Below are 20682 nucleotides of genomic sequence, written 5' to 3' on the forward strand. Positions count from 1 at the left end.
GATGCGCAAAGTTAATATAAATATTTGGTTTACAAGACTGCGTAAAAGTTTTTTTGCGAAATCAGAACGGTACGTCAGGCAATGGTCCGCCAAACGGATTTCCATCCTGCACAGGAGCCATATCTGCCGGTGGGGGAGGTATGGAACCGCTTCCTTTGTTCATCTTCGAACGGATGACAGGTGTAGCATTCTCTTCGGTAGGCAATGGCACTATCATTTCGTCTTCCGGGTTCTGGAATCGTGCAAACTCTCCGCGGAATCGCAGAAGCACGTCACCAACGGCACCGTTACGGTGCTTGGCAATGATGATTTCGGCCATACCATGAAGGTCGTTACCCTTTTCGTCGGTATATATCTTGTAGTATTCAGGACGGTGGATGAAGCAAACCATATCGGCATCCTGCTCGATGGCTCCGGATTCACGAAGGTCGCTCAATTGCGGACGCTTGCCATCTACACCCTCACGGTTTTCCACACCACGGTTCAACTGACTCAGGGCTATGATAGGTATGTTCAATTCCTTGGCAAGCCCTTTGAGCGAACGTGATATGGTACTGACTTCTTCCTGACGGCTACCGAACGACATACCGCTGGCATTCATCAGCTGCAAGTAGTCGATGATGATGATTTTCACATCATGTTCTCTCACCAGACGGCGTGCCTTTGTTCTGAGTTCGAATACCGACAGTGAAGGAGTATCGTCCACATAGAGAGGCGCATCATACAGTTCCTTAATCTTATAGTCCAGCTGCCCCCATTCATAAGGAGCAAGCTGTCCGCTCTTGATTTTCTCGCCCGGTATTTCACACACGTTTACTATCAAACGGTTGACCAACTGGACGTTACTCATTTCAAGCGAGAATAATGCTACCGGCACCTTGTTGTTTACGGCTATGTTTTTAGCCATAGAAAGCACGAATGCAGTCTTACCCATAGCAGGACGTGCTGCAATGATGATAAGGTCGGAGTTCTGCCATCCGGAAGTCATCTTGTCTAGTTTGTGGAAACCGCTTGCAAGACCGCTCAAACCGTCTGTACGTGCTGCAGCAGTACGAAGCATCTCATACGCTTCCTGTATCACAGGGTTAATCTGCGTATAGTCCTTCTTCATGTTCTGCTGTGATATTTCGAACAGACGTCCTTCAGCTTCCTGCATTATGTCGTCCACGTCTTCTGTCTCGTCGAAAGCCTTTTTCTGAATGTTGCTGGTGAAAGTGATGAGCTCTCTTGCCAGATATTTCTGTGCGATTATGCGTGCGTGGTATTCGATATGGGCAGACGATGCCATCATACCGCTCAGCTGAGTGATATAGAACGGACCGCCCACTTCGTCAAGGTGTCCCCTGAAGCGCAGGTGTTCTGTCACCGTAAGCAGGTCTATAGGTTTCTGCTGTATTGCCAGGTCTGTTATGGCGGCATATATCAGCTGATGTCTGTGCTCGTAGAAAGATTCCGGTTTAAGAATCTCACTGACAAGCGAGTATGCATCCTTTTCAATCATCAGTGCACCAAGCACAGCCTTCTCCAACTCCGGAGCCTGAGGCTGAAGGTGTCCATATTCATCCGTAAGCTTTTCCTTACTTACCTTTGTTGTTCGTGCGGGTCTTTTCTGTGTAGTAGCCATTATCTATGGTATAATTTTTTGCAAAGATAAGATTTTCCTATTTATAATGCAGGAAGATGATATGCAGAAATAAAAAAAGTAGGAAGAAAGCTTCGTACGAGCTTCCTTCCTACTTTAAATATGTCATAAGACAAGGATTATTTTACTGGAATCTTATCTATTCTGTTCTGATGACGTCCGCCTTCAAATTCAGTATTGAAGAATTCGGTCATTATCTTGTCTGCCATATCAGTATCGATAAATCTGCCTGGCATAACAAGTACGTTTGCATTATTATGCTGGCGTGACAGTTTGGCTATTTCAGGAATCCAGCAAAGTGCTGCGCGTATTCCCTGATGCTTGTTAAGAGTTATACCGATACCTTGACCACTACCACAGATGGCAATACCTGGGTAACATTCGCCGGCTTCTACGGCTTCTGCCAGAGGATGTGCGAAGTCAGGATAATCGCAACTGTCAGTAGAGTAAGTTCCAAAATCTTTGTATTCTAATCCTTTTGCTTCCAACCATTGCTTAACATACTGTTTCAGTTCGAATCCTGCGTGGTCGGATGCTAGTCCTATTGTTTTCATTATAACATTGCTTTTACTTGGTTATATACATTTTCTGCTGTGAATCCCAATTTTTCGTCCAAAACCTTGTAAGGTGCAGAGAAACCGAATGATTCAAGACCCCAAACCTTTCCGTTAGGACCTACAAGTCCTTCGAGGTTTACAGGAAGACCTGCAGTGAGTCCGAATACTTTAGCGCCTGTTGGGATTATGCTTTCCTGATATTCCTTGCTCTGGCTGCGGAACAGACCTTCAGATGGAACAGAAACGATACGAGTCTTGATACCATCTTTGTGCAACAGTTCAGCACCTGCAACCAATGTAGAAACTTCAGAACCTGAAGCAACCATGATAATGTCTGGAGTACCTTCAGAGTCAGTTACGATGTAACCACCTTTAGCAGCTTCAGCATATTTAGTACCTTCTGGAAGGTCAGTAATGTTCTGACGAGAAAGTATCAATGCAGATGGAGTGTCGATGTTTTCCATTGCAAGTTTCCATGCTTCAGTAGTTTCTTTAGCGTCAGCAGGACGAAGAACAAGCATAGAGTTCTTTCCGTGGTGGTTTTTCAGTTTTTCCATCAGGCGAATCTGGGCTTCCTGTTCTACTGGTTCGTGAGTAGGACCGTCTTCACCTACACGGAATGCATCGTGAGTCCAGATGAACTTAACAGGCAACTGCATCAAAGCAGCCATACGTACAGCTGGTTTCATATAATCTGAGAATACGAAGAATGTACCGCATGCAGCGATTACACCACCGTGAAGAGCCATACCTATACAGCAGCAAGCCATTGTAAGTTCGGCAACACCAGCCTGGAAGAATGCTCCGGTGAAGTCACCTGACTGGAATGCGTGAGTTTTCTTCAAGAAACCGTCAGTCTTGTCAGAGTTAGAAAGGTCGGCAGAAGAACAGATCATGTTAGGAACCTGTTCAGCAAGAGCACCAAGAACAGTTGCAGATGCATTACGAGTAGCATCGTTAGCTTTCTGCTGGATTCCGGCCCAGTCTACTTTAGGAGCAACACCATTGAACCAGTCTTTAAGCTGAGCAGCTTTTTCAGGGTTTGCAGCAGCCCATGCTTTTTCTTCTTCGTATCTTGCAGCAACGATAGTTTCAAGTTCCTGTGCGCGTTTTGCGTAAAGTTCTTTTACATCGTCGAAGATTACGAATGGATTTTCAGGGTCAGCACCCAAGTTGATCATTGTATTCTTGTAAGCATCACCACCAAGAGGAGCACCGTGAGTCTTGCAGTTGCGTTCGTATGAAGAGTTATCGTCCTTACGTGCACCCTTACCCATGATACATTTACCGATGATAAGAGTTGGGCGTTTTGTTTCAGCTTTAGCAGCGTCAAGAGCCTTACGGATTTCATCACAGTCATTACCGTTGATTTCCAATACGTTCCATCCCCATGCGCGGTATTTCATGGCAGTATCTTCTGTCATTACATCTTTAGTTTCAGTAGAAAGCTGGATGTCGTTTGAGTCGTAGAACATGATAAGGTTATCAAGTCCCAGGTGACCTGCTATACGTCCGCTACCCTGAGAGATTTCTTCCTGGATACCACCGTCAGAGATGTATGCGTATATAGTTTCTTTAGCGAAAGTAGGGTTACCTGTACGTGCAGCAAGGAATTTTGCAGCAATAGCAGCACCCACAGCAAAAGTATGTCCTTGTCCAAGTGGTCCGGATGTGTTTTCAATACCACGTTCTACGTCCACTTCAGGGTGTCCTGGAGTAGGAGAGCCCCACTGACGAAGCTGTTTCAATTCGTCGATAGTGAATTTTCCGGCTAAAGCTAATTGAGAATACAACATAGGAGACATGTGTCCCGGATCGAGGAAGAAACGGTCTCTTCCTTCCCATTTAGGATTTTTAGGGTCGTACTGCAGATATTCTGAATACAGAACGTTGATAAAGTCTGCACCACCCATAGCACCACCTGGGTGTCCTGACTTAGCTTTTTCTACCATTGAAGCTGCCAGAATACGAATGTTGTCGGCAGCATGGTTCATTACTTGTTTGCTGTTCATATTAATTGATTATTTTGTTGAATGTTTCTATTCGTTTTCTTACGTTTTCTGAATTTTTGAGCAAAAATATAACATTTATATGTAAATCACAACCTGAATAAAAGGTTTTTTTATCATTAATTTGATAGAATTATCAGATATTCAGGCTGTTTCATGTATACTTATTGTCAAAAATACTCTTTACTTTTTGTATTTTACAGCAGCCTCTTCCACAGGGATACAAGCCTTGTAGTTTTCTATGTATTTGTTGAATCCGGCTACATCTTCTGCCGTAGGAGATACTTCTGTACCTGTATTTCCGGCAAATACCTTTTCATCCAGGAAGTCGGCAAGCGACAGATTCTTGTCATTGTTTACCAAATATGAGCCGAGTAGTGCAATTCCCCATGCACCGCCTTCACCTGCAGTTTCCATTACTGATATAGGTGAGTTGATGGCAGCAGCCAGAACTCTCTGTCCTACACCTTTAGTTCTGAACAAACCTCCGTGTCCTGTAATTCTGTCTACCTTGATTTTCTCTTCGTTGAATAGGATGTCGTTACCTATTTTCAAAACTCCAACTGAGGCATACAGATGTGCACGCATAAAGTTTGCAAGGTTGAATTTATCGCTTGCATTACGAACGAACAGTGGGCGTCCTTCTTCAAGTCCTGTTACAGGTTCACCTGAGAAGTAGTTATATGAGATAAGTCCGCCGCAGTCAGCATCGCCTTTCAATGCATTATTGTAAAGTTTTCCGAATATTTCATCCATATCTACAGGCATACCCATTAGTTCCTGATATTCCTTGAATATGTTTACCCATGCGTTAAGGTCGGAAGTACAGTTGTTGCAGTGTACCATTGCCACAAGGCTACCGTCAGGGGTAGTGACCATATCAATCATTTCGTATGGCTTAGACAAATCTTTTTCCAGTACAATCATTGAGAATGAAGAGGTACCTGCAGATACATTACCTGTACGCTGTTTTACAGCATTTGTTGCCACCATACCTGTTCCGGCATCACCTTCAGGAGGACAAACAGGAACACCGGCTTTCAGATGTCCTGATACGTCGAGCAATTTTGCACCTTTTTTTGTCAGGCAGCCTGCATTTTCGCCAGCCAGAAGAACCTTAGGAAGAATGTCTTCCAGTGTCCAGCTGTATCCGTATGGAGCTACAAGATCATTGAATTTCTTCACCATTTCTGCAGAATAGTTCTTAGTTTCCGGATTGATAGGAAGCATACCAGATGCGTCGCCTATACCAAGAACCTTTTCTCCTGTTATCTGCCAGTGAACATATCCTGCCAGTGTAGTAAGGAACGTTATGTCTTTTACGTGTTCTTCTTTGTTTAGTATTGCCTGATAAAGATGCGAGATACTCCATCTCAAAGGAATATTATAGACGAACAGTTCAGACAATTCGGCAGCGGCCTTACCTGTATTAGTATTTCTCCATGTACGGAAAGGAACGAGAATTTCTTCTTTGTCGTTGAAAGCCATATATCCGTGCATCATTGCACTTACACCGATTGCAGCAAGATTTTCAATTTCGATACCGTATTCTTTATTTACGTTTGTGCGGAGGTCAGCATAACAATCTTGTACTCCGTTCCAGATAGCATCGATGCTGTATGTCCACAAACCGTTTTCAAGTTGGTTTTCCCATGTGTGGCTTCCTTGGGCGATAGGCTTGTTTTCTTCGTCAATCAGTACGGCTTTGATTCTTGTAGAACCGAATTCAATACCTAATATGGCTTTTCCGCTTTCTATTGTTGATTTTGCATTAAGACTCATAGATTTTAAGTTTTTAAGTTTACGAGTTTCTAAGTTTTTGAACTCTTAAGTTTTAAAAAATTAAAAGTGCTTCAAACGATTGCTCGCCGAGCACTTTTAATTAGGGTTATATATAACTTATGAATTAGCAAAGAGCTTTGTTCAGCATGTAGTAAACTTCGTTCATACGAAGCTCTTTCTTGAACTCACTGATAGTAGTATCTTTGTTGATATGAACCATTTCGATACCTGCGATTTCTGCATAGTCTTCCCAGTATTCAGCTGTCAAGTCGTATGAGAAGCAAGAGTGGTGAGTACCACCTGCAAGAATCCATGCACCTGCACCAACCTCGAAGTCAGGCATTGGTTTCCAAAGTGCAGAAGCAACAGGAAGTTTAGGCAATGGTTTTGGTTCGATACATTCTACATCGTTTACGATGAGGCGGAAACGGTTTCCTAGGTCAACAACAGTAGCTGTACATCCTGTACCAACTTTAGAAGTAAATACAAGGCGTGCAGTCTGGCTCTTGCGTACACCGATACCGAGGAAGTGAACTTCCAGACGAGGTTTCTTGGCAGCGATCAACGGACAAACTTCCAACATGTGTGCCTGAAGAATTGAGCTGTTCTTTCCGTCGAAGTTCAAAGTATAGTCTTCAAGGAATGAGCAACCGTTTGCGAGTCCCTGGTTCATTACCCATACTGTACGGTAGAGAGCTGCAGATTTCCAGTCACCTTCAGCGCCAAATCCGTAACCTTCTGCCATCAAGCGCTGTGATGCAAGTCCAGGAATCTGGTCGAAGTAGCTACCGTCTGTCTGACCAAGGTCATCGAAGTTTGTAGTGAATCCTTTTGCACCTTTAGCTTTCAGGATAGCGCGAAGAGCAAGTTCTGCTTTTGCTGCATTCCATACTTTCTGGTATGCTTCAGTAGATTTGTCTTCAAGTTCTGCATCGTGGTCGTATTCGCTGAAGTAAGTTTTTACCAAAGCTTCAACTTCTTCGTCCTTGATATTCTTGTGGTATTCCATCAGTTCGCTTACCGGGCAGTAGTCTACGTGGTAACCCATGCGCTGTTCAGCTTCTACCTTGTCACCATCTGTTACGGCTACATTGTTCATCTGGTCGCCGAAACGCAAGATAAGCATATCCTGTGAGTCAGCCCATGCAGCACATACTCTCATCCATACAGCAATCTTGCTGAGAGTTTCTTCATCTTTCCAGTAGCCTACAACTACTTTGCGGCGTACACGCATACGAGTGCAGATATGACCGAATTCGCGGTCGCCGTGTGCACTTTGGTTCAGGTTCATGAAATCCATGTCCATAGTGTCCCAAGGAATTTCCTTGTTGAACTGAGTGTGAAGATGCAGTAAAGGTTTCTTCAACTGCTGAAGTCCGTGAATCCACATCTTGGCAGGAGAGAATGTGTGCATCCATGTGATTACACCGACACATTTTTCATCATTGTTTGCTGCTTTGAATACTGCTTCTACTTCTTTTGAAGAGTTTGCAGTGCCTTTATATACTACCTTAACAGGAAGTTTTCCACTTTCGTTAAGACCTGCTACCATTTCGTTACTGTGTGCATCGACTGCTATTACAGCGTCGCCTCCGTAAAGGAGCTGAGCTCCGGTTACGAACCATACTTCATACTGACTGAATGCGTTCATAATTTTTGATTTTATTAAAGGGTTTATTAATTTTATTGGAAGTTGTGGAAGTATGAAGTCATAGAAGTTAAGAATTTATAGAAGTTAATGAAGTTAAGAAGTAATGCCTCTTACTTTATCTTGTCTACCTACTTTATCTCCTTTATCTCCTCTACCTCCTTTATTTACTTATTTATTTATTTTTTCTGTCCGTAATAGGCGTTAGGACCATGCTTGCGGTTGAAATGTTTTTCTACCAGCAGAGGGTTCATTGTAAGGTTAGGATTTGCAGCATAAGCAATGCTTGCCATTTTTGCCACTTGTTCCATAACCACTGCATTGTGGACAGCATCGTTTGCATCCTTACCCCATGAGAAAGGACCATGATTTTTTACCAAAACTCCTGGAGTGTGTACAGGATTCATACCTTCGAAACGTTTCACTATCACGTTGCCTGTTTCCTTTTCATATTCGCCTTTCACTTCAGCCTCAGTCATATCTGCTGTGCAAGGAATAGCTTCGTGGAAATAGTCCGCATGAGTTGTTCCTATGTTTGGAATGTCAAGTCCAGCCTGAGCCCACGCAGTGGCATAAGTGGAATGAGTGTGAACCACACCACCGATTTCAGGGAATGCCTTATAAAGTACCAGATGGGTAGGGGTGTCGCTCGACGGACGAAGAGAACCTTCCACTACATTGCCTTCAAGGTCTACTACCACCATATCATCAGCTTTCATCTCATCATATGATACTCCGCTTGGCTTTATCACTACAAGTCCGGTTTCGCGGTCTATTGCCGAAACATTGCCCCATGTGAAGATTACAAGTCCATGTTTCACCAGATCCAGATTAGCATGGAATACTTTTTCTTTTAATGCTTCTAACATATTCGAGTTATTTAAAAAATCAGATTTTGAATTTAGGATCTTTTTCGTATACCTTGTCGTTGAATTTGTAAAGACGTGCACCTCTTTTTGATCCTGTCTTGTCTATTTTGTCTGTTTGTTCTATAAAATCCATTTCAGCTATACGCTTACGGAAATTTCTTTTGTCCATTGTTTCTCCGTATATAGCTTCGTACAGGTTTTGCACCTGTGTCAGTGTGAACAGTTCCGGAAGAAGATTGAACCCTATAGGTTTGTTCGATGCCTTTTCCTTCATCATCTCTCTTGCTTTCGTAACCATTTCCGAATGGTCGAAAATCAGGTCTGGCACTTCGTTTATGTTCACCCAGTGTGCATTGTGCTGCTGAACCAGTTCACGGTCGTATTCGTTTATGTTAATCAGTGCGTAGTATGCCAGCGAGATTACCCTTTCTCCCGGGTCTCTGTCTACGGCACCAAATGCACCAATCTGTTCCATATATACGTCCTCAAGTCCTGTCAGTTCGCTAAGTACGCGTTTTGCTGCATCGTCTGCACTTTCGTTTTCTTGTATAAATCCTCCCATAAGAGACCATTTTCCCTTAGCCGGTTCAAAATTTCTCTTTAGAAGGAGCAGATTCAGTTCGCCTTTTTCGAAACCGAATATAATACAGTCAATGCCAACATAGAATTTTGGATTTTGTTTGTAGTATGCTGTCATGTAATACAGATTTTATATTGTTCTACATTATTTTGTTGCAAATGTAGAACAATATTTAAGTTTTTTACCAGAAATAGGCGTAGAATAATCCGCAGAGAACCACAACACCAAGTGTTGCAATTACGTCCCACTTGTTCCAGCTCTTTCTGATAAGTTCCTTATAGCTGCTGGTGAATGTGATTGCTTCAATCTGTTGTGCTGTTGGTTTCGGAGTGAAGCAAGACACTACTGCCATCATTATCATAAGGAATACAAGTAACCATATTTCGAAAATCAACCAGTTAGTCTGCCAGAACCATGCTGTAGCATCCCAGAATGCTCCTTCCATATTGGCTGTACCACTCTTTGTTATTACGTTTGTCACGAGTCTTACCATACCGATGATGAAACCACCGATAAGTCCCCATTCGCCTGCCTTTGGAGTGATTTTCTTAGAGAAAATACCCAATGTGAATACCGCTACCATAGCAGGTGCCAACAGTGACTGGATGTCCTGCAGATAGCTGTACAGATTGTCCATGTTCATCATGATAGGCAACCAGAGCAAACCAAGGATAACGACCACCACCGTTGCCACACGGCCTACGAATACATAGTGTGCTTCGCTCTTGCCCTGACGCATAGGTTTGTAGAAGTCTTCTGTAAACAGAGTTGCACAACTGTTGAAGAATGCAGCAAGTGAAGTTACCAGTGCGCAGATGAAACCGATTGTTACCAATCCTTTCACTCCGGCAGGAAGAATGTTCTTAACCATCATGGCGAAAGCGCCGTCAGTATCATGCTGGTTTGTAAGATCCATTACGATACCGCTGTTAGGATCCTGTGCCAATGCTACTGCTACCATACCAGGGATAAGGAACATGAATACAGGAAGAATCTTGAAATAACCGGCTGCGATAGTACCGCGGCGTGCACGTTTCATTACTACATCATCAGATTCGCCTTTTTGCTGTCCGAGTACACGCTGAACGATATGCTGGTCTGTACACCAATACCAGAAACCGATGATAGAAGCACCGATGAATACAGCAAATCCAGGGAACTTAGAGTACATTGGATCTCCTTCGTCCCAGTGGAACATATGGTTGATACCATATCCTTCGTGGGCAGAACGTGCATATTCCATCATATTGCCCCATCCATCGGCAATGCTTCCCTGTCCAAGAGCCGAAAGTCCCAGGAAGAGTACCAGGAACGAACCAATAATTAATATAGGAGTCTGTATGGCAGACATTGTCATCACACCTTTCATACCTCCCAAAACAGTAAATACAGCAGTGATTGCAATCAGTCCTAGAGCTCCCCACCAGAATGGAAGTCCGAACAAGTATTCGAAGAAGATACCACCGGTGAATGCTGTTACACTCACTTTTGTCAGAATATAGGCGATAAGAGTGATGATACTCAACCATGAGCCTGTTCTCTGAGTATAACGGTATTTCAGGAAGTCAGGCATAGTGATAATCTTGCCCATTTTGTTGTTCAACAACTGATAGAATGGAACAAACAACCATCCCAAAATAAGAATCATCCAACCCTGCATTTCCCAGTGTGCCATACCTACACCGTCTTTTGCTCCTGTACCTGCAAGTCCTACCAAGTGTTCCGAACCGATGTTGGCTGCAAAGATTGCAGCACCGATAACGTACCAAGGTTCACCTTTTCCAAACAAATAATCCTGACTGTCGGCTCCCTGCATTGCAAGTTTGTCCTTGCGTACTGCGCGCCAAACTGCCCAAGCCACTCCCAAAATACCTATGACCAGAACAGCCCAGTCCAACCAAATAAATTCTTTTGAACTCCAATTCATGATAAAAGTGTTTTTATGATATTATACTATATGTTATTTTTCAACTCCGAATTTGAAAACGCAGTGGCTGTAGTATTTTTCTCCAGGTTTGAGGATTACAGAAGGCCATTGAGTCTTGTTAGGACTGTCTGGATAATGTTGCGATTCAAGACATACTGAAGCACGTTGTGGATATGCTACACCATGTTTGCCTTTTACCTTGCCTGTCAGGAAGTTTCCGGTGTATACCTGAATTCCCGGTTCGTTGGTATAAACTTCAAGTGTTATGCCGCTTGTTGGGCTTGTAAGTTTGGCTGCAACCTTTGTATCGTCACCTTTGGTTGACAATACCCAGTTGTGGTCGAAACCGTTTCCAAACTTAACCTGCTCATTGTCAAAAGCTGTTACGTCCGGAGCAATTGTTTTAGGCGTGTTGAAGTCGAAAGGAGTGTCTTTAACGGCCATCATTTCGCCTGTTGTCATATAAGTGCTGTCTACCGGAGTGATGCTGTCCGAAGCTACATATAGGATATGGTCTGTAGCTGGTTTAGACATGTCTCCGCTGAGGTTAAAATATGAATGGTTTGTCATGTTGATAATTGTAGTCTTATCAGTAGTTGCATCATATTTTATGTCAATGGCATTGTCCGGAGTCAATGTATAAGTAACATTTGCGGTAACATTTCCCGGAAAATTATTGTCGCCGTCGGCCGACTTCATTGTAAGAACGATAGTGCTGTCGTTAGTTTGATTAGCTTCGTACACCTGATACTGCCATCCTGTAGGTCCGCCGTGCAGACAGTGTCCGAAATTGTTGGTAGGGAGCTGTATTTCCTGTCCGTCGATATTTATCTTTCCTTTATTGATACGATTGGCGTATCTTCCTATGCTTGCTCCGAAATCACTTGGTATATTCTGATAATCATTGATGTTGTCGAATCCAAGCACAACGTCTGTCATTTTGCCGTTTTTGTCCGGTACCATTACAGATACTATTCTACCTCCGAAGTTTGTAACACAAACTTCCATTCCGTTTTTGTTTGTAAGCTTGTAAAGAGCTGTTTTCTTACTGCCGTCGATTGTTGTTTCAAAGTTACTAGGATTTAGTCCAGACAGTGTAAGTTCTGTTTTTTTCTCTTGTGATGCGCATCCGCTTAACAGGATTACTGCGGCACCGACGCTTAAAAATGACTTCTTCATGTTTCTCATTATATGTTATTTATGGTGTTTTCTTTTTTACGGTGTAAAAATAACACTTTTTTTCTTAACTCGTTTGAATATTTATATGTTTTACAACATTAAAAGTGTTGTTTTGACACTTTTTGTAATACTGACTTCTTTATATAGCGTTTTTACCCTCTTTATTAGGCTTTTGCATGCTATATATATAATGTGTATATCTTATGATTGATTATCAGGGAAAATTGTATGCAAGTTTGTTTAATAAAACAAGCCGTTAAGATTAGCGTTACACGTACGTGTTACGCTCGTTGCACGAACGTGTCACACGAGTCACACGAATGTGTTGCACGCGTTACACGAACGTGTCACACTAAAAATGTACGCTTAAAGCTGTTGCCGGCTCAAATCAGGTGATTCCGTATGCTGGATGTAATTTTTTGTCGCTGTTTTATACATAAATAAAGATTTATATTTAAATTTGTTTGTGAAATCACTTTAAATCAATAGAATATGGAACATTCTATATACAGCTATTCACTTTGCATAGCATTACCCCTGATGCTTTTCTTCGGTTTTTATTTACTTTTCGGCAGAACTCCCGACAAGCTATTTTCGGTAATTATCTTCGTTCGCGTCGCATTATGGGTACAGCTCTTCTTATGCTTGCCGTCAATTATTCCGTACATTTCTTTTTCGGAATAAGATTTCTTGACGTTAATGCCGCCATAACGATGAACCTTTCCACATATTTTCTGTGCTACTGGCTCTTCAGTTCTGCCCTTACTACTTTGCTCGACCGTTTCTATATCACACGCCGCAGATTTACTGTCCATCTGTTTCTGTGGATATTGTTTACAGCCCTTTCATCCGTAGTATTGCTTTTCCTTCCGGACGGAACAATGCAGAATGTCGGGCTTTTGTGTCTGGCTCTTTGGCTTGTTGTCTATGGCATAGTTCTCGCATTGCGTCTTATAAAGGCCTATAAACGTGCCGTCATTCTGTTCGAGGATACCCATTCCGACGATATAGGAACCTATATCAGGTGGCTTTCGGTTTTCACATGGTGGGCTGTTATATTCGGTGTGGGGTGTGGCCTGTTAACTTTTCTGCCCGATGATTATGTGTTTATATGGATTCTCTCGTCAGTTCCTTTCTATATATATCTTTTCTGTTCGTATATGAACTATCTGCTGTTTTATGAGCAGGTGGAAAGAGTATTCGAGTCGGAAATGTCTTCTGTAGTCGTTACTGATGTCTTTCCGGAAGAGCCAAAAGATGTCGGGGCTCCGTCTCATTATGCCGAGATATCAGAGAAGATAGCCGCATGGATTCAGGCCGACGGTTATGTATGTCCCGGACTTACAATCAAGGAACTTTCCGAAACTTTGCAGACAAACCGTACTTATCTTTCCGGATATATCAAATCAAAATATAACGTTTCCTTCCGTGACTGGATTACCGGTATGAGGATAGAGTATGCAAAATATTTTCTCGGCAATAATCCGGAGATGACAATAGCCGATATATCCTCGAAATCAGGTTTTCAGTCTCCAAGCCATTTCATACGTCTGTTCAGGGAAAGAGAGGGGTGTTCTCCTGCCAGATGGAGGAAAACAAGGATGCAATAGACTGTTGTCATAAAAATATCCTATTCTACAAAAAACGAATAGTCTAAACAGCAAAAAAAGCGATTTTGACAATTAATACAATTTTTATAGATTCTGATAATATACTAATGGAATTTTTAAATTTATTTTATATGTCGTAATTCATTGTGAATATCAAATACATATAAAATATGAGTAGAAAAATCACTTTTCTTACCCTGTTTCTGTGGCTGATGACGGTAACTTTTCCTGTCATTGCGCAACAGAAAGCAGACACGACCTACACCTTCCGCTTCGTTCCGCAGAAGGACATGTTTTACGTGCCTTGGAACGGCAATGACACGGAACTTGCCCGTCTGTTGGAATGTATCGAAAGCAACAAAACCACAATTCTTGACGGCAAGCTGCCGCTTTATGTTGATGACTACTGCAACTCGCGGGGCAGTGAAGCCGAAAATCTTGCTACGGCAAAGATCCGTGCCAATCGTGTGAAATCCGAACTGATTACACGTGCGGATATAAAAGAGGAGAATTTCATCACCCGCAACCATGCAACTGAGGGTGATTTTGTCACCGTACGCCTGACGGTACAGGTAAAAGAGACAGCCGTAATGGATACGGATGCGGAAGCCCGACGCAAAGCGGAAGCCTAACGACTGGCAGCCGAGAAGCGTGCCGAACAGGAACGTCTTGCCGAAGAGCAGCGCAAGGCGGAAGAAGCCCGACTTGCCGCTGAAAAAGCGGAAGCCGAGAAAGAGGTTCAACAAAATACACTTGCCGACACTCCGTCAGAAACCAAAATCACAAATGATTATCATCTCTCCCTGCGTGCCAACCTGTTGCGCTGGGCTACCCTGACACCCGATTTAGGACTTGAATGGCGCATCTGCCCGTCGTGTGGCATTGCCGTAAACGGCTCGTGGACTTCTTGGACGTGGAACGACAAAGACCGCCGCTATGCACTCTGGGAAGTGGCTCCGGAAGTGCGTTACTACATGGGTGAGAAGAAATACTGGTATGTAGGCGCAATGTTCAAGGCCGGACAGTTCAACAACAAACTCTCCGAAACAGGCAAGCAAGGCGACCTGATGGGTGGCGGCATTACCGCCGGCTACCAGCTGCGGCTGAACAAGACACTGGCTATTGATTTCAACCTCGGCTTGGGCTACCTGAATGCCGACTATGAGAAATATGAGGTCATCGACGGTGTGCGAGTACGCCGCGGCACGGGGACTCAGGACTGGTGGGGTCCCATCAATGCCGGTGTGACATTGGTATGGAAATTATTCTAAGGAAGGAGGAATTTTATGGAACAGACAAAATACAGATATCGTTTATCAAGAATATTAGTCGTTCGTAAAACGAATTTTCACCTTTTCGGGGAAAAAGTCAAATTTGCGTCAGTCTTGCTGACTGCACTGCTGCTTGCCTCTTGTGTGAAAGATACGCTTTATGACACGCCGCATTCCGACAAGGTAGCTGTCACCATCAGCCTGACGGGACTGTCGGCAGACGATAACTATGTACTCGACATGGACGGGAAGGTGGCCGACATTACAGGTTCGCCATTCACCAATCCTGACCTGCTCAATCCGGGAACACACAGTATGGTAATCTATAACCGTGCGGAAGGTTTCACTTTCAACGGACGGATGGCACGGGTCAATGCCCCCGATGGCAAGAGCTGTGCGGACGGTGCATCCGTAATCCCACTTCCGGGCTATCTGAAGACCGTCAGTCAGGAGATAACCGTAACTGCTGACGACACGCTGCGTGTCAGTCCTGTTCCGCAGCAGCGCGTACGTGACCTGCAACTGGAACTGGAAGTGACACAGGGACGCCCCGAACTGATACAGAGCGTTACCGCCACCCTCAGCGGCATAGCCGGAATTTTTGATATGGAGAAGGGACAGACCATCGGCGAACCGACCTCCACGGTCTTCTCCTTCACCCGTGAAGGCAGCAAGCTCACGGCCGACGCCCACCTGCTGGGTACGATGGGAGCCGTTCAGACACTGGTGCTGGACATCGTCTTTACCGATGGCGGACGCACACAACACACCGAGGTGGATTTGACCGAAGCTCTCGCCAACTTTTACGGTGACATGATTACCGTCTATCGCATAACCGGAACGCTGGAGACCCTCGTCGGCATGGAAGAAGGCAAGGGCAAAATTACCGGAAGGGAAACGGTGGAAGGTGGCGATGCCAGTGCGGAAATGTAACGGGAACTATGCAATTTAACAATTAAAAACTATAAATATAATGAAGACAAGATTTTTTGCTTTCGTAGCGCTGGCATTGACACTTGCCGCCTGTAACAACGACAACGAGAGCCTGAATGACGGCCCGGTAGCCGCTCAGTTTATTGCCGACATTACGCCCGCTACCCGAGTCAATTCGGAAGGAACCGACTGGACCGACGGCGACCGCATCGGCGTCACCGGCGCAGGCTTTACCAACGTGCCCTACGTGAGAGAGAGAGGCCTGTTCGTGCCCGAGGGTACGACCATCTATTTCAATGACAACGAAACTAAGACTTTCAATGCCTACTATCCGTATCAGGCTGACGGCGGAACGGTGACCGTCAGCACCGCAGCCGACAAACAGGGCACGGGCATCGACCTCCTCTTTGCCTCGGGATCCACAGGCGACACACACAACCCGAAGGTGAGCTTCACCGACAAAACGGCTGAAGGCGGCGCAGACAACTCTTTCCACCACAGCATGAGTCTCATCAAGTTCACATTCAAGGCAGGCGACGGCCTCAGGTTCAGCGAAACGGAACCTACGGGCACGACTGCCGTAACCGCAGCCTCCGAATCGCTGATTACCATGCAGCTTAACGGTGCCACCACTTCGCAAGTCATTATTCTCCCACAAGGAGTGACCTCCTCTCTTGACCTTAAAGTGTCTTTCAACGGACTGGACTATACAACCACACTGCCGAATCCATCCAAGCCCGAAGCAAATCAGTTCTCCGCAGGCTATGCCTACACCTACGACATAACGCTCAATAACAAGGGTATTACGGTGGAAGAATCGGAGATTACCCCGTGGAAATCCGGAGATTCGAACGATGCAAGTACCACGCTGTAAGTTTCACATACAGCTGCCCCGGCGCAAGCGTCAAGCCGGAGCTGTCCATAGACAGAATGGTGCGACGGCCGCCTTCGCAGGCGGCAGCACAAAACGAAAACAAATAAAAAACAACCCGATATGAAAAAAATACATTCCATCCATCTGCTTCTTGCAGCAGCCGCGCTGCTCCTTGCCACGGCTGCCTGCACGATGGACGAGCTGGCGGACGGCAACCGTCTGCCCAAAGGACAAAATCCCCTTGAGATAGCCAGCATCACCATCAGCGTGGAGGGCGGCGAGGCGCAGCCCTGGAGCGCACCGCAGACACGCGTCAGCGAGATTGCGGACGGCACGGGCAGCGTGTTCGACGCAGGCGACCTGTTCGCCGTGCAGATTGACGGCGAGGAAGAGGGCGGCACCTACACCGTGCAGGACGACAACACCGTCAAGCCGAAACGCCCCTATACTGGAGCGACCGCAACGACAACACCGTTAATTCTTGGTACCCCGCCACGGACGGCACCATCGACCTCGGTAACCAGAGTCAAAGTCTTGCTTATCTGCTGTACAGCACAGGCAGTGGCAACTATGAGATTCCGGTCACGCTGAACTTCACCCACGCTTTGGCGAAGGTATGCATCACGCCTTCGGACGATGCACTCGGCGAGATGCAAAGCCTTCAGCTCTATACTTACACACAGTGTACCTACGAAAAAGGCAAAGTCGTGCACAGGGCACGAACGAGGTCTGGATAGAGATGAAGCAGTGCGAACACACCGAGAACGGCGCCACCATCACCTGCTGGGAGGCGAACGTGGTGTCCGGCTACACGATAACCAAGCTGATGGCAAATCACGACAACAAAGAACGCCCCCTCTCTACCGCCATCACCCCCGAGGTGGGCAAGTTCTACAACATCACGCTGAATAAGGACAAGGGATATAACCTGTCTGCTGATGGCAATACCTACGAGGTTTACAACGCCGACGGCCTGCTGGCATGGAACGAAGCCTCACAGGGTGACCTCTCGCTGAACTGCACCCTGACCGCCTGCTACTGGGGAAGCAATCCCGACGCAGGCATCGGCTACAATCAGGGAGGAACCACTATCGAAACCACCAAGTGACGGACGGTAACTGGACAAATGCCGTTACACAGATGAACGCCGCCCTGCAGAGCGCAGGCTGGCAGTACTCACTCGACGGAGCATTGCCAACATTGAAGAAATAGTAAACCGTCTGGCGGGAAAAGTTCCGCCCGCAACGGAAGATAACCGAAGTATAACCCCAAAAGAAAAGAACTCCCATTCCTGGCGGGAGCATTCTGCCCGGTAACATCATACAGACACCGCAGCCCGCTACCGCAAGGTCAGTGGGCTGCATTTTAATAAGGAGAAAAGAATAATATAAAAAATGAGGTATACCGCATGAAACAGAAAACAATAGCAACCAGACACCTGCGCATCAAGATAGCGGCAGGATATGTGCTGATACTATTCGTCATTTTCGGCATCGTCTATATTGGGCTCAATGAACAGAACAGACAACAGGAATTGGAAGCTACTACCTACAAAATAGGAAGTCTCCGCAAGGATGTACACGAGGTATATATAAAGGTAGTGGATTTATCCATGATTGGTGAAACTGATGGCTGTTATATAAAATACTTCCACTTATATAGTGGATTATTACGGATAATCTATTATCTTTGGCATGTGAACAATATAGAATTGCATGGAAATCATATTCAACGAAAAGTATTTGAAGGAAATGTATGTTACCGGACAGACGGATAAGAAACACCGATATCAACAGCAGGTGGTGCGTAAATATATCCGCGTCATTGACATAATGATAGAGACTTCGAACGTACAGGGGCTTCAAAGATACAACTCGCTGAATTACGAAAAGCTGAAAGGCGATAAAGCCGGACTTTCGTCCGTGCGAGTGAACGACAAGTACCGCATTGAGTTCGAAGAACGAACAAGAGAAGGCGAAACAATCGCAACGATATGCAATATTACAGATTTGTCGAACCATTATAAATAACAGACGGCTTATGATTGAGAAACAAGGAATAGATCCTACGATGATTGCCAACAACCTCACTCCGGCATATCCTACCCACCCTGGTGAAGTCCTGAAAGAAGAGATTGAATACCGCAAGATTTCGCAGCGTAAGTTATCAGAGCAGATGGGAATCTCCTATAAAATGTTGAATGACATTCTGAACTGTCGTCGTCCTGTTACGGCACAGACAGCAATGCTCTTCGAGGCAGCTCTGAATGTACCTGCGGATTCACTAATGCGTCTGCAGTTGAAATATAACATGTGGCAGGTCGCTGCCAATCCCTCTTTTATGGAGCGTCTGAAGCAGGTACGCAAGTATGCCGCCATGCTGTAACTTACGTTACATAGAAGGTTTCCTGTCCCGCTTCTCTTGATAAAAGGGGAAGGTGGAACAGGTCTTTTGGATTGAAAATAACCCGTGCCATATTGAAAAAAAACAATATGCTGTAAGTATGGGATTTCTGTTAGTTGCCGGTGAAGTGGAAGAATAAGAAGGGGCAATCATTAGACTAAAAAGACAAGAAATAAACAAAAGAATCAAAATATTACACTGTCTTTCCCAGAAACACCCCGACAACGGACAATGCTCCCAGTTGTTCCATTTTTCGTTTCAGCTGCCTGAAACTTTCTCCGGTAGTGAGTACATCATCCGGCAGGACAACATTCTTGCCTTTAATATACCGCCGGGTGAATTGCAGGTTTCGCAGTATATCCTTATCCTTTCCCTTTCCTTTCAGCTGTTCGCGGTCTTCTTCTATCCATATATTAAAGCCGTCTGCAATGCCCAGCCATTTGTCTTCCGGCTTCCGTCAGGAACATGCCGATTGTGAGAAAGGTTGTGTTGGAGGTTATTGAAAAGCGAGATAAGAGAATAAAAAAACAGGAGCCTTCGGCAGATTTATTTTGCCGGGGGCTTAGTGTGTTTGCACATATAGCGTTAGGAAATAGAAAAAAGCAATTAACTCAAAAATGCTAAACTAAAGAATTTGATGGGAAAAGAAATAATTGTATCTTTACGTACACGCATAAAAAAACCGGATTCATCACCAGTAACTGAAAGCTGGGAGAGGAACGCCCGGGACTGCGATACAAAAGTACAAAAGATATGGAACATAACAAAGCATTTTTTGAAATGAATCCATCTGCTGGAATCTGAATCGGGTGGAGGATATTCACCGTGAAATGATAGTAGTAATGGGGTGGATGAACAGGGATGTACCAGGATGGCTGCAGCTTATTGACAGATTTGATACGGTATGCGCTAACATCAGAAAAAACATGGGATGGTAATTTTTAAGGATGGACTTATGGAAGTAGGATTGGCGGATATTGAAAAAGTGAGATAAGAGAATAAAAATAGGAGTCCTCGGCAGTGCCGGGGGCTTCGTGCTTTATGAAACAAATAGGTGTGGATGAACCTTATAATTTAAAATAAAGTGTTAAATTCATACTGCAAATCGGATATTTTTTTTATATTCGCTTTCGGAACTTTAATTGAAAGATAATATGGAACTATCTGTTGGCAATGCAGACCGTTACTGGAATCTGTTGAAAGATCTGAGCGATGAAATGAAGCTGGACTTGATTGCAAGGTTGAGCAATTCTATGCGTAAAAAGAATAAGACGGAACATATATCAGCCAGCCGTTTTTATGGTGTGTGGAATGATGATGACAGTATGGATGCCGATTGTTTGGCGGCAAAAGTCAGAATGGATAGGAAGTTTAAGGACGACATAACTGCATTCTGAC

At 44.6% G+C, this 20682-nt stretch carries 17 protein-coding genes and 2 pseudogenes; 10 read left to right on the plus strand and 9 right to left on the minus strand.

Annotated elements, in window-relative coordinates; genetic code table 11:
• Nucleotides 1-61 precede the first annotated feature (61 nt).
• From dnaB to I6E11_RS01610, 9 genes are all read right to left on the minus strand, one after another.
• On the minus strand, nucleotides 62-1624 hold the full coding sequence (gene dnaB, locus I6E11_RS01570) for a replicative DNA helicase (RefSeq protein WP_235336080.1): 1563 nt from the start codon (nucleotides 1622-1624) through the stop codon (nucleotides 62-64).
• Nucleotides 1625-1761: 137 nt separating this feature from the next.
• Nucleotides 1762-2196, minus strand: a complete 435-nt coding sequence (rpiB, locus tag I6E11_RS01575; RefSeq protein ID WP_235336081.1) for a ribose 5-phosphate isomerase B — start codon at nucleotides 2194-2196, stop codon at nucleotides 1762-1764.
• Nucleotides 2196-4211 carry a transketolase family protein gene (locus I6E11_RS01580; RefSeq protein WP_235336082.1) on the minus strand — a complete coding sequence of 672 codons (2016 nt, stop codon included), beginning with the start codon at nucleotides 4209-4211 and terminating at the stop codon, nucleotides 2196-2198. Before I6E11_RS01580 ends, rpiB begins: the two co-directional genes overlap by 1 nt.
• 180 nt (nucleotides 4212-4391) lie before the next feature.
• Nucleotides 4392-5990 carry a xylulokinase gene (locus I6E11_RS01585; RefSeq protein ID WP_235336083.1) on the minus strand — a complete coding sequence of 533 codons (1599 nt, stop codon included), beginning with the start codon at nucleotides 5988-5990 and terminating at the stop codon, nucleotides 4392-4394.
• Nucleotides 5991-6114: 124 nt separating this feature from the next.
• Nucleotides 6115-7641, minus strand: coding sequence for an L-arabinose isomerase (araA, locus tag I6E11_RS01590; protein ID WP_235336084.1), 1527 nt, complete (start codon nucleotides 7639-7641; stop codon nucleotides 6115-6117).
• A gap of 176 nt (nucleotides 7642-7817) precedes the next feature.
• Nucleotides 7818-8507 (minus strand): L-ribulose-5-phosphate 4-epimerase, encoded by a 690-nt coding sequence (locus tag I6E11_RS01595; RefSeq protein ID WP_235336085.1) that lies wholly within the window; start codon nucleotides 8505-8507, stop codon nucleotides 7818-7820.
• A 19-nt stretch (nucleotides 8508-8526) separates the two neighbouring features.
• The gene (locus I6E11_RS01600) at nucleotides 8527-9204 is read right to left on the minus strand and encodes an NUDIX hydrolase (protein WP_235336086.1); all 678 of its coding nucleotides are present in this window, start codon (nucleotides 9202-9204) and stop codon (nucleotides 8527-8529) included.
• Between the two features lie 64 nt (nucleotides 9205-9268).
• A complete protein-coding gene (locus I6E11_RS01605) occupies nucleotides 9269-11014 on the minus strand; it encodes a sodium:solute symporter (protein WP_235336087.1) in 1746 nt (581 codons plus the stop codon).
• Between the two features lie 33 nt (nucleotides 11015-11047).
• On the minus strand, nucleotides 11048-12193 hold the full coding sequence (locus I6E11_RS01610; RefSeq protein WP_394800086.1) for an aldose epimerase family protein: 1146 nt from the start codon (nucleotides 12191-12193) through the stop codon (nucleotides 11048-11050).
• 492 nt (nucleotides 12194-12685) lie between these two features.
• Between I6E11_RS01610 and I6E11_RS01615 the strand changes: the two are divergent.
• The 10 genes and pseudogenes from I6E11_RS01615 to I6E11_RS01660 all read left to right on the plus strand — a co-directional run bounded on the left by I6E11_RS01615 (nucleotide 12686) and on the right by I6E11_RS01660 (nucleotide 20681).
• Nucleotides 12686-13803: pseudogene (locus tag I6E11_RS01615) on the plus strand (helix-turn-helix domain-containing protein).
• A gap of 170 nt (nucleotides 13804-13973) precedes the next feature.
• A pseudogene (locus I6E11_RS01620) lies at nucleotides 13974-15074 on the plus strand (DUF3575 domain-containing protein).
• A gap of 15 nt (nucleotides 15075-15089) precedes the next feature.
• A complete protein-coding gene (locus tag I6E11_RS01625; protein ID WP_235336089.1) occupies nucleotides 15090-16007 on the plus strand; it encodes a dolichyl-diphosphooligosaccharide--protein glycosyltransferase subunit 2 in 918 nt (305 codons plus the stop codon).
• A 40-nt stretch (nucleotides 16008-16047) separates the two neighbouring features.
• Nucleotides 16048-16881 carry a fimbrillin family protein gene (locus I6E11_RS01630; protein WP_235336090.1) on the plus strand — a complete coding sequence of 278 codons (834 nt, stop codon included), beginning with the start codon at nucleotides 16048-16050 and terminating at the stop codon, nucleotides 16879-16881.
• Between the two features lie 120 nt (nucleotides 16882-17001).
• The gene (locus I6E11_RS01635) at nucleotides 17002-17472 is read left to right on the plus strand and encodes a hypothetical protein (RefSeq protein ID WP_235336091.1); all 471 of its coding nucleotides are present in this window, start codon (nucleotides 17002-17004) and stop codon (nucleotides 17470-17472) included.
• A gap of 148 nt (nucleotides 17473-17620) precedes the next feature.
• The gene (locus I6E11_RS15315; protein WP_394800087.1) at nucleotides 17621-17989 is read left to right on the plus strand and encodes a hypothetical protein; all 369 of its coding nucleotides are present in this window, start codon (nucleotides 17621-17623) and stop codon (nucleotides 17987-17989) included.
• A gap of 300 nt (nucleotides 17990-18289) precedes the next feature.
• Nucleotides 18290-18658, plus strand: a complete 369-nt coding sequence (locus I6E11_RS01645; RefSeq protein WP_235336092.1) for a hypothetical protein — start codon at nucleotides 18290-18292, stop codon at nucleotides 18656-18658.
• On the plus strand, nucleotides 18633-18911 hold the full coding sequence (locus I6E11_RS01650; RefSeq protein WP_317221505.1) for a type II toxin-antitoxin system RelE/ParE family toxin: 279 nt from the start codon (nucleotides 18633-18635) through the stop codon (nucleotides 18909-18911). The genes I6E11_RS01645 and I6E11_RS01650 overlap by 26 nt, the downstream gene beginning before the upstream one ends.
• Nucleotides 18912-18921: 10 nt before the next feature.
• Nucleotides 18922-19266, plus strand: coding sequence for a HigA family addiction module antitoxin (locus I6E11_RS01655; protein ID WP_235336094.1), 345 nt, complete (start codon nucleotides 18922-18924; stop codon nucleotides 19264-19266).
• Nucleotides 19267-20438: 1172 nt separating this feature from the next.
• Complete coding sequence (locus tag I6E11_RS01660; protein WP_235336095.1) at nucleotides 20439-20681, plus strand: hypothetical protein; 243 nt, start codon at nucleotides 20439-20441, stop codon at nucleotides 20679-20681.
• The last annotated feature ends 1 nt before the right edge of the window (nucleotide 20682 follow it).

This window comes from Bacteroides caecigallinarum (genome assembly GCF_021531075.1).
GTDB classification, from domain to species: Bacteria; Bacteroidota; Bacteroidia; order Bacteroidales; family Bacteroidaceae; genus Phocaeicola; species Phocaeicola caecigallinarum_B.

Excerpts from the sequence above, each read along its gene's own strand:
- I6E11_RS01595 (WP_235336085.1), bottom strand. The coding sequence starts at position 8,507 with ATGTTAGAAGCATTAAAAGAAAAAGTATTCCATGCTAATCTGGATCTG.
- I6E11_RS01650 (WP_317221505.1), top strand. The coding sequence starts at position 18,633 with ATGTATGTTACCGGACAGACGGATAAGAAACACCGATATCAACAGCAG.
- I6E11_RS01635 (WP_235336091.1), top strand. The coding sequence starts at position 17,002 with ATGAAAAAAATACATTCCATCCATCTGCTTCTTGCAGCAGCCGCGCTG.
- I6E11_RS01655 (WP_235336094.1), top strand. The coding sequence starts at position 18,922 with ATGATTGAGAAACAAGGAATAGATCCTACGATGATTGCCAACAACCTC.
- araA (WP_235336084.1), bottom strand. The coding sequence starts at position 7,641 with ATGAACGCATTCAGTCAGTATGAAGTATGGTTCGTAACCGGAGCTCAG.
- I6E11_RS01610 (WP_394800086.1), bottom strand. The coding sequence starts at position 12,193 with ATGAAGAAGTCATTTTTAAGCGTCGGTGCCGCAGTAATCCTGTTAAGC.
- I6E11_RS01580 (WP_235336082.1), bottom strand. The coding sequence starts at position 4,211 with ATGAACAGCAAACAAGTAATGAACCATGCTGCCGACAACATTCGTATT.
- I6E11_RS01660 (WP_235336095.1), top strand. The coding sequence starts at position 20,439 with ATGGAACTATCTGTTGGCAATGCAGACCGTTACTGGAATCTGTTGAAA.
- dnaB (WP_235336080.1), bottom strand. The coding sequence starts at position 1,624 with ATGGCTACTACACAGAAAAGACCCGCACGAACAACAAAGGTAAGTAAG.
- I6E11_RS01605 (WP_235336087.1), bottom strand. The coding sequence starts at position 11,014 with ATGAATTGGAGTTCAAAAGAATTTATTTGGTTGGACTGGGCTGTTCTG.
- rpiB (WP_235336081.1), bottom strand. The coding sequence starts at position 2,196 with ATGAAAACAATAGGACTAGCATCCGACCACGCAGGATTCGAACTGAAA.
- I6E11_RS01645 (WP_235336092.1), top strand. The coding sequence starts at position 18,290 with ATGAAACAGAAAACAATAGCAACCAGACACCTGCGCATCAAGATAGCG.
- I6E11_RS15315 (WP_394800087.1), top strand. The coding sequence starts at position 17,621 with ATGAAGCAGTGCGAACACACCGAGAACGGCGCCACCATCACCTGCTGG.
- I6E11_RS01625 (WP_235336089.1), top strand. The coding sequence starts at position 15,090 with ATGGAACAGACAAAATACAGATATCGTTTATCAAGAATATTAGTCGTT.
- I6E11_RS01600 (WP_235336086.1), bottom strand. The coding sequence starts at position 9,204 with ATGACAGCATACTACAAACAAAATCCAAAATTCTATGTTGGCATTGAC.
- I6E11_RS01630 (WP_235336090.1), top strand. The coding sequence starts at position 16,048 with ATGAAGACAAGATTTTTTGCTTTCGTAGCGCTGGCATTGACACTTGCC.
- I6E11_RS01585 (WP_235336083.1), bottom strand. The coding sequence starts at position 5,990 with ATGAGTCTTAATGCAAAATCAACAATAGAAAGCGGAAAAGCCATATTA.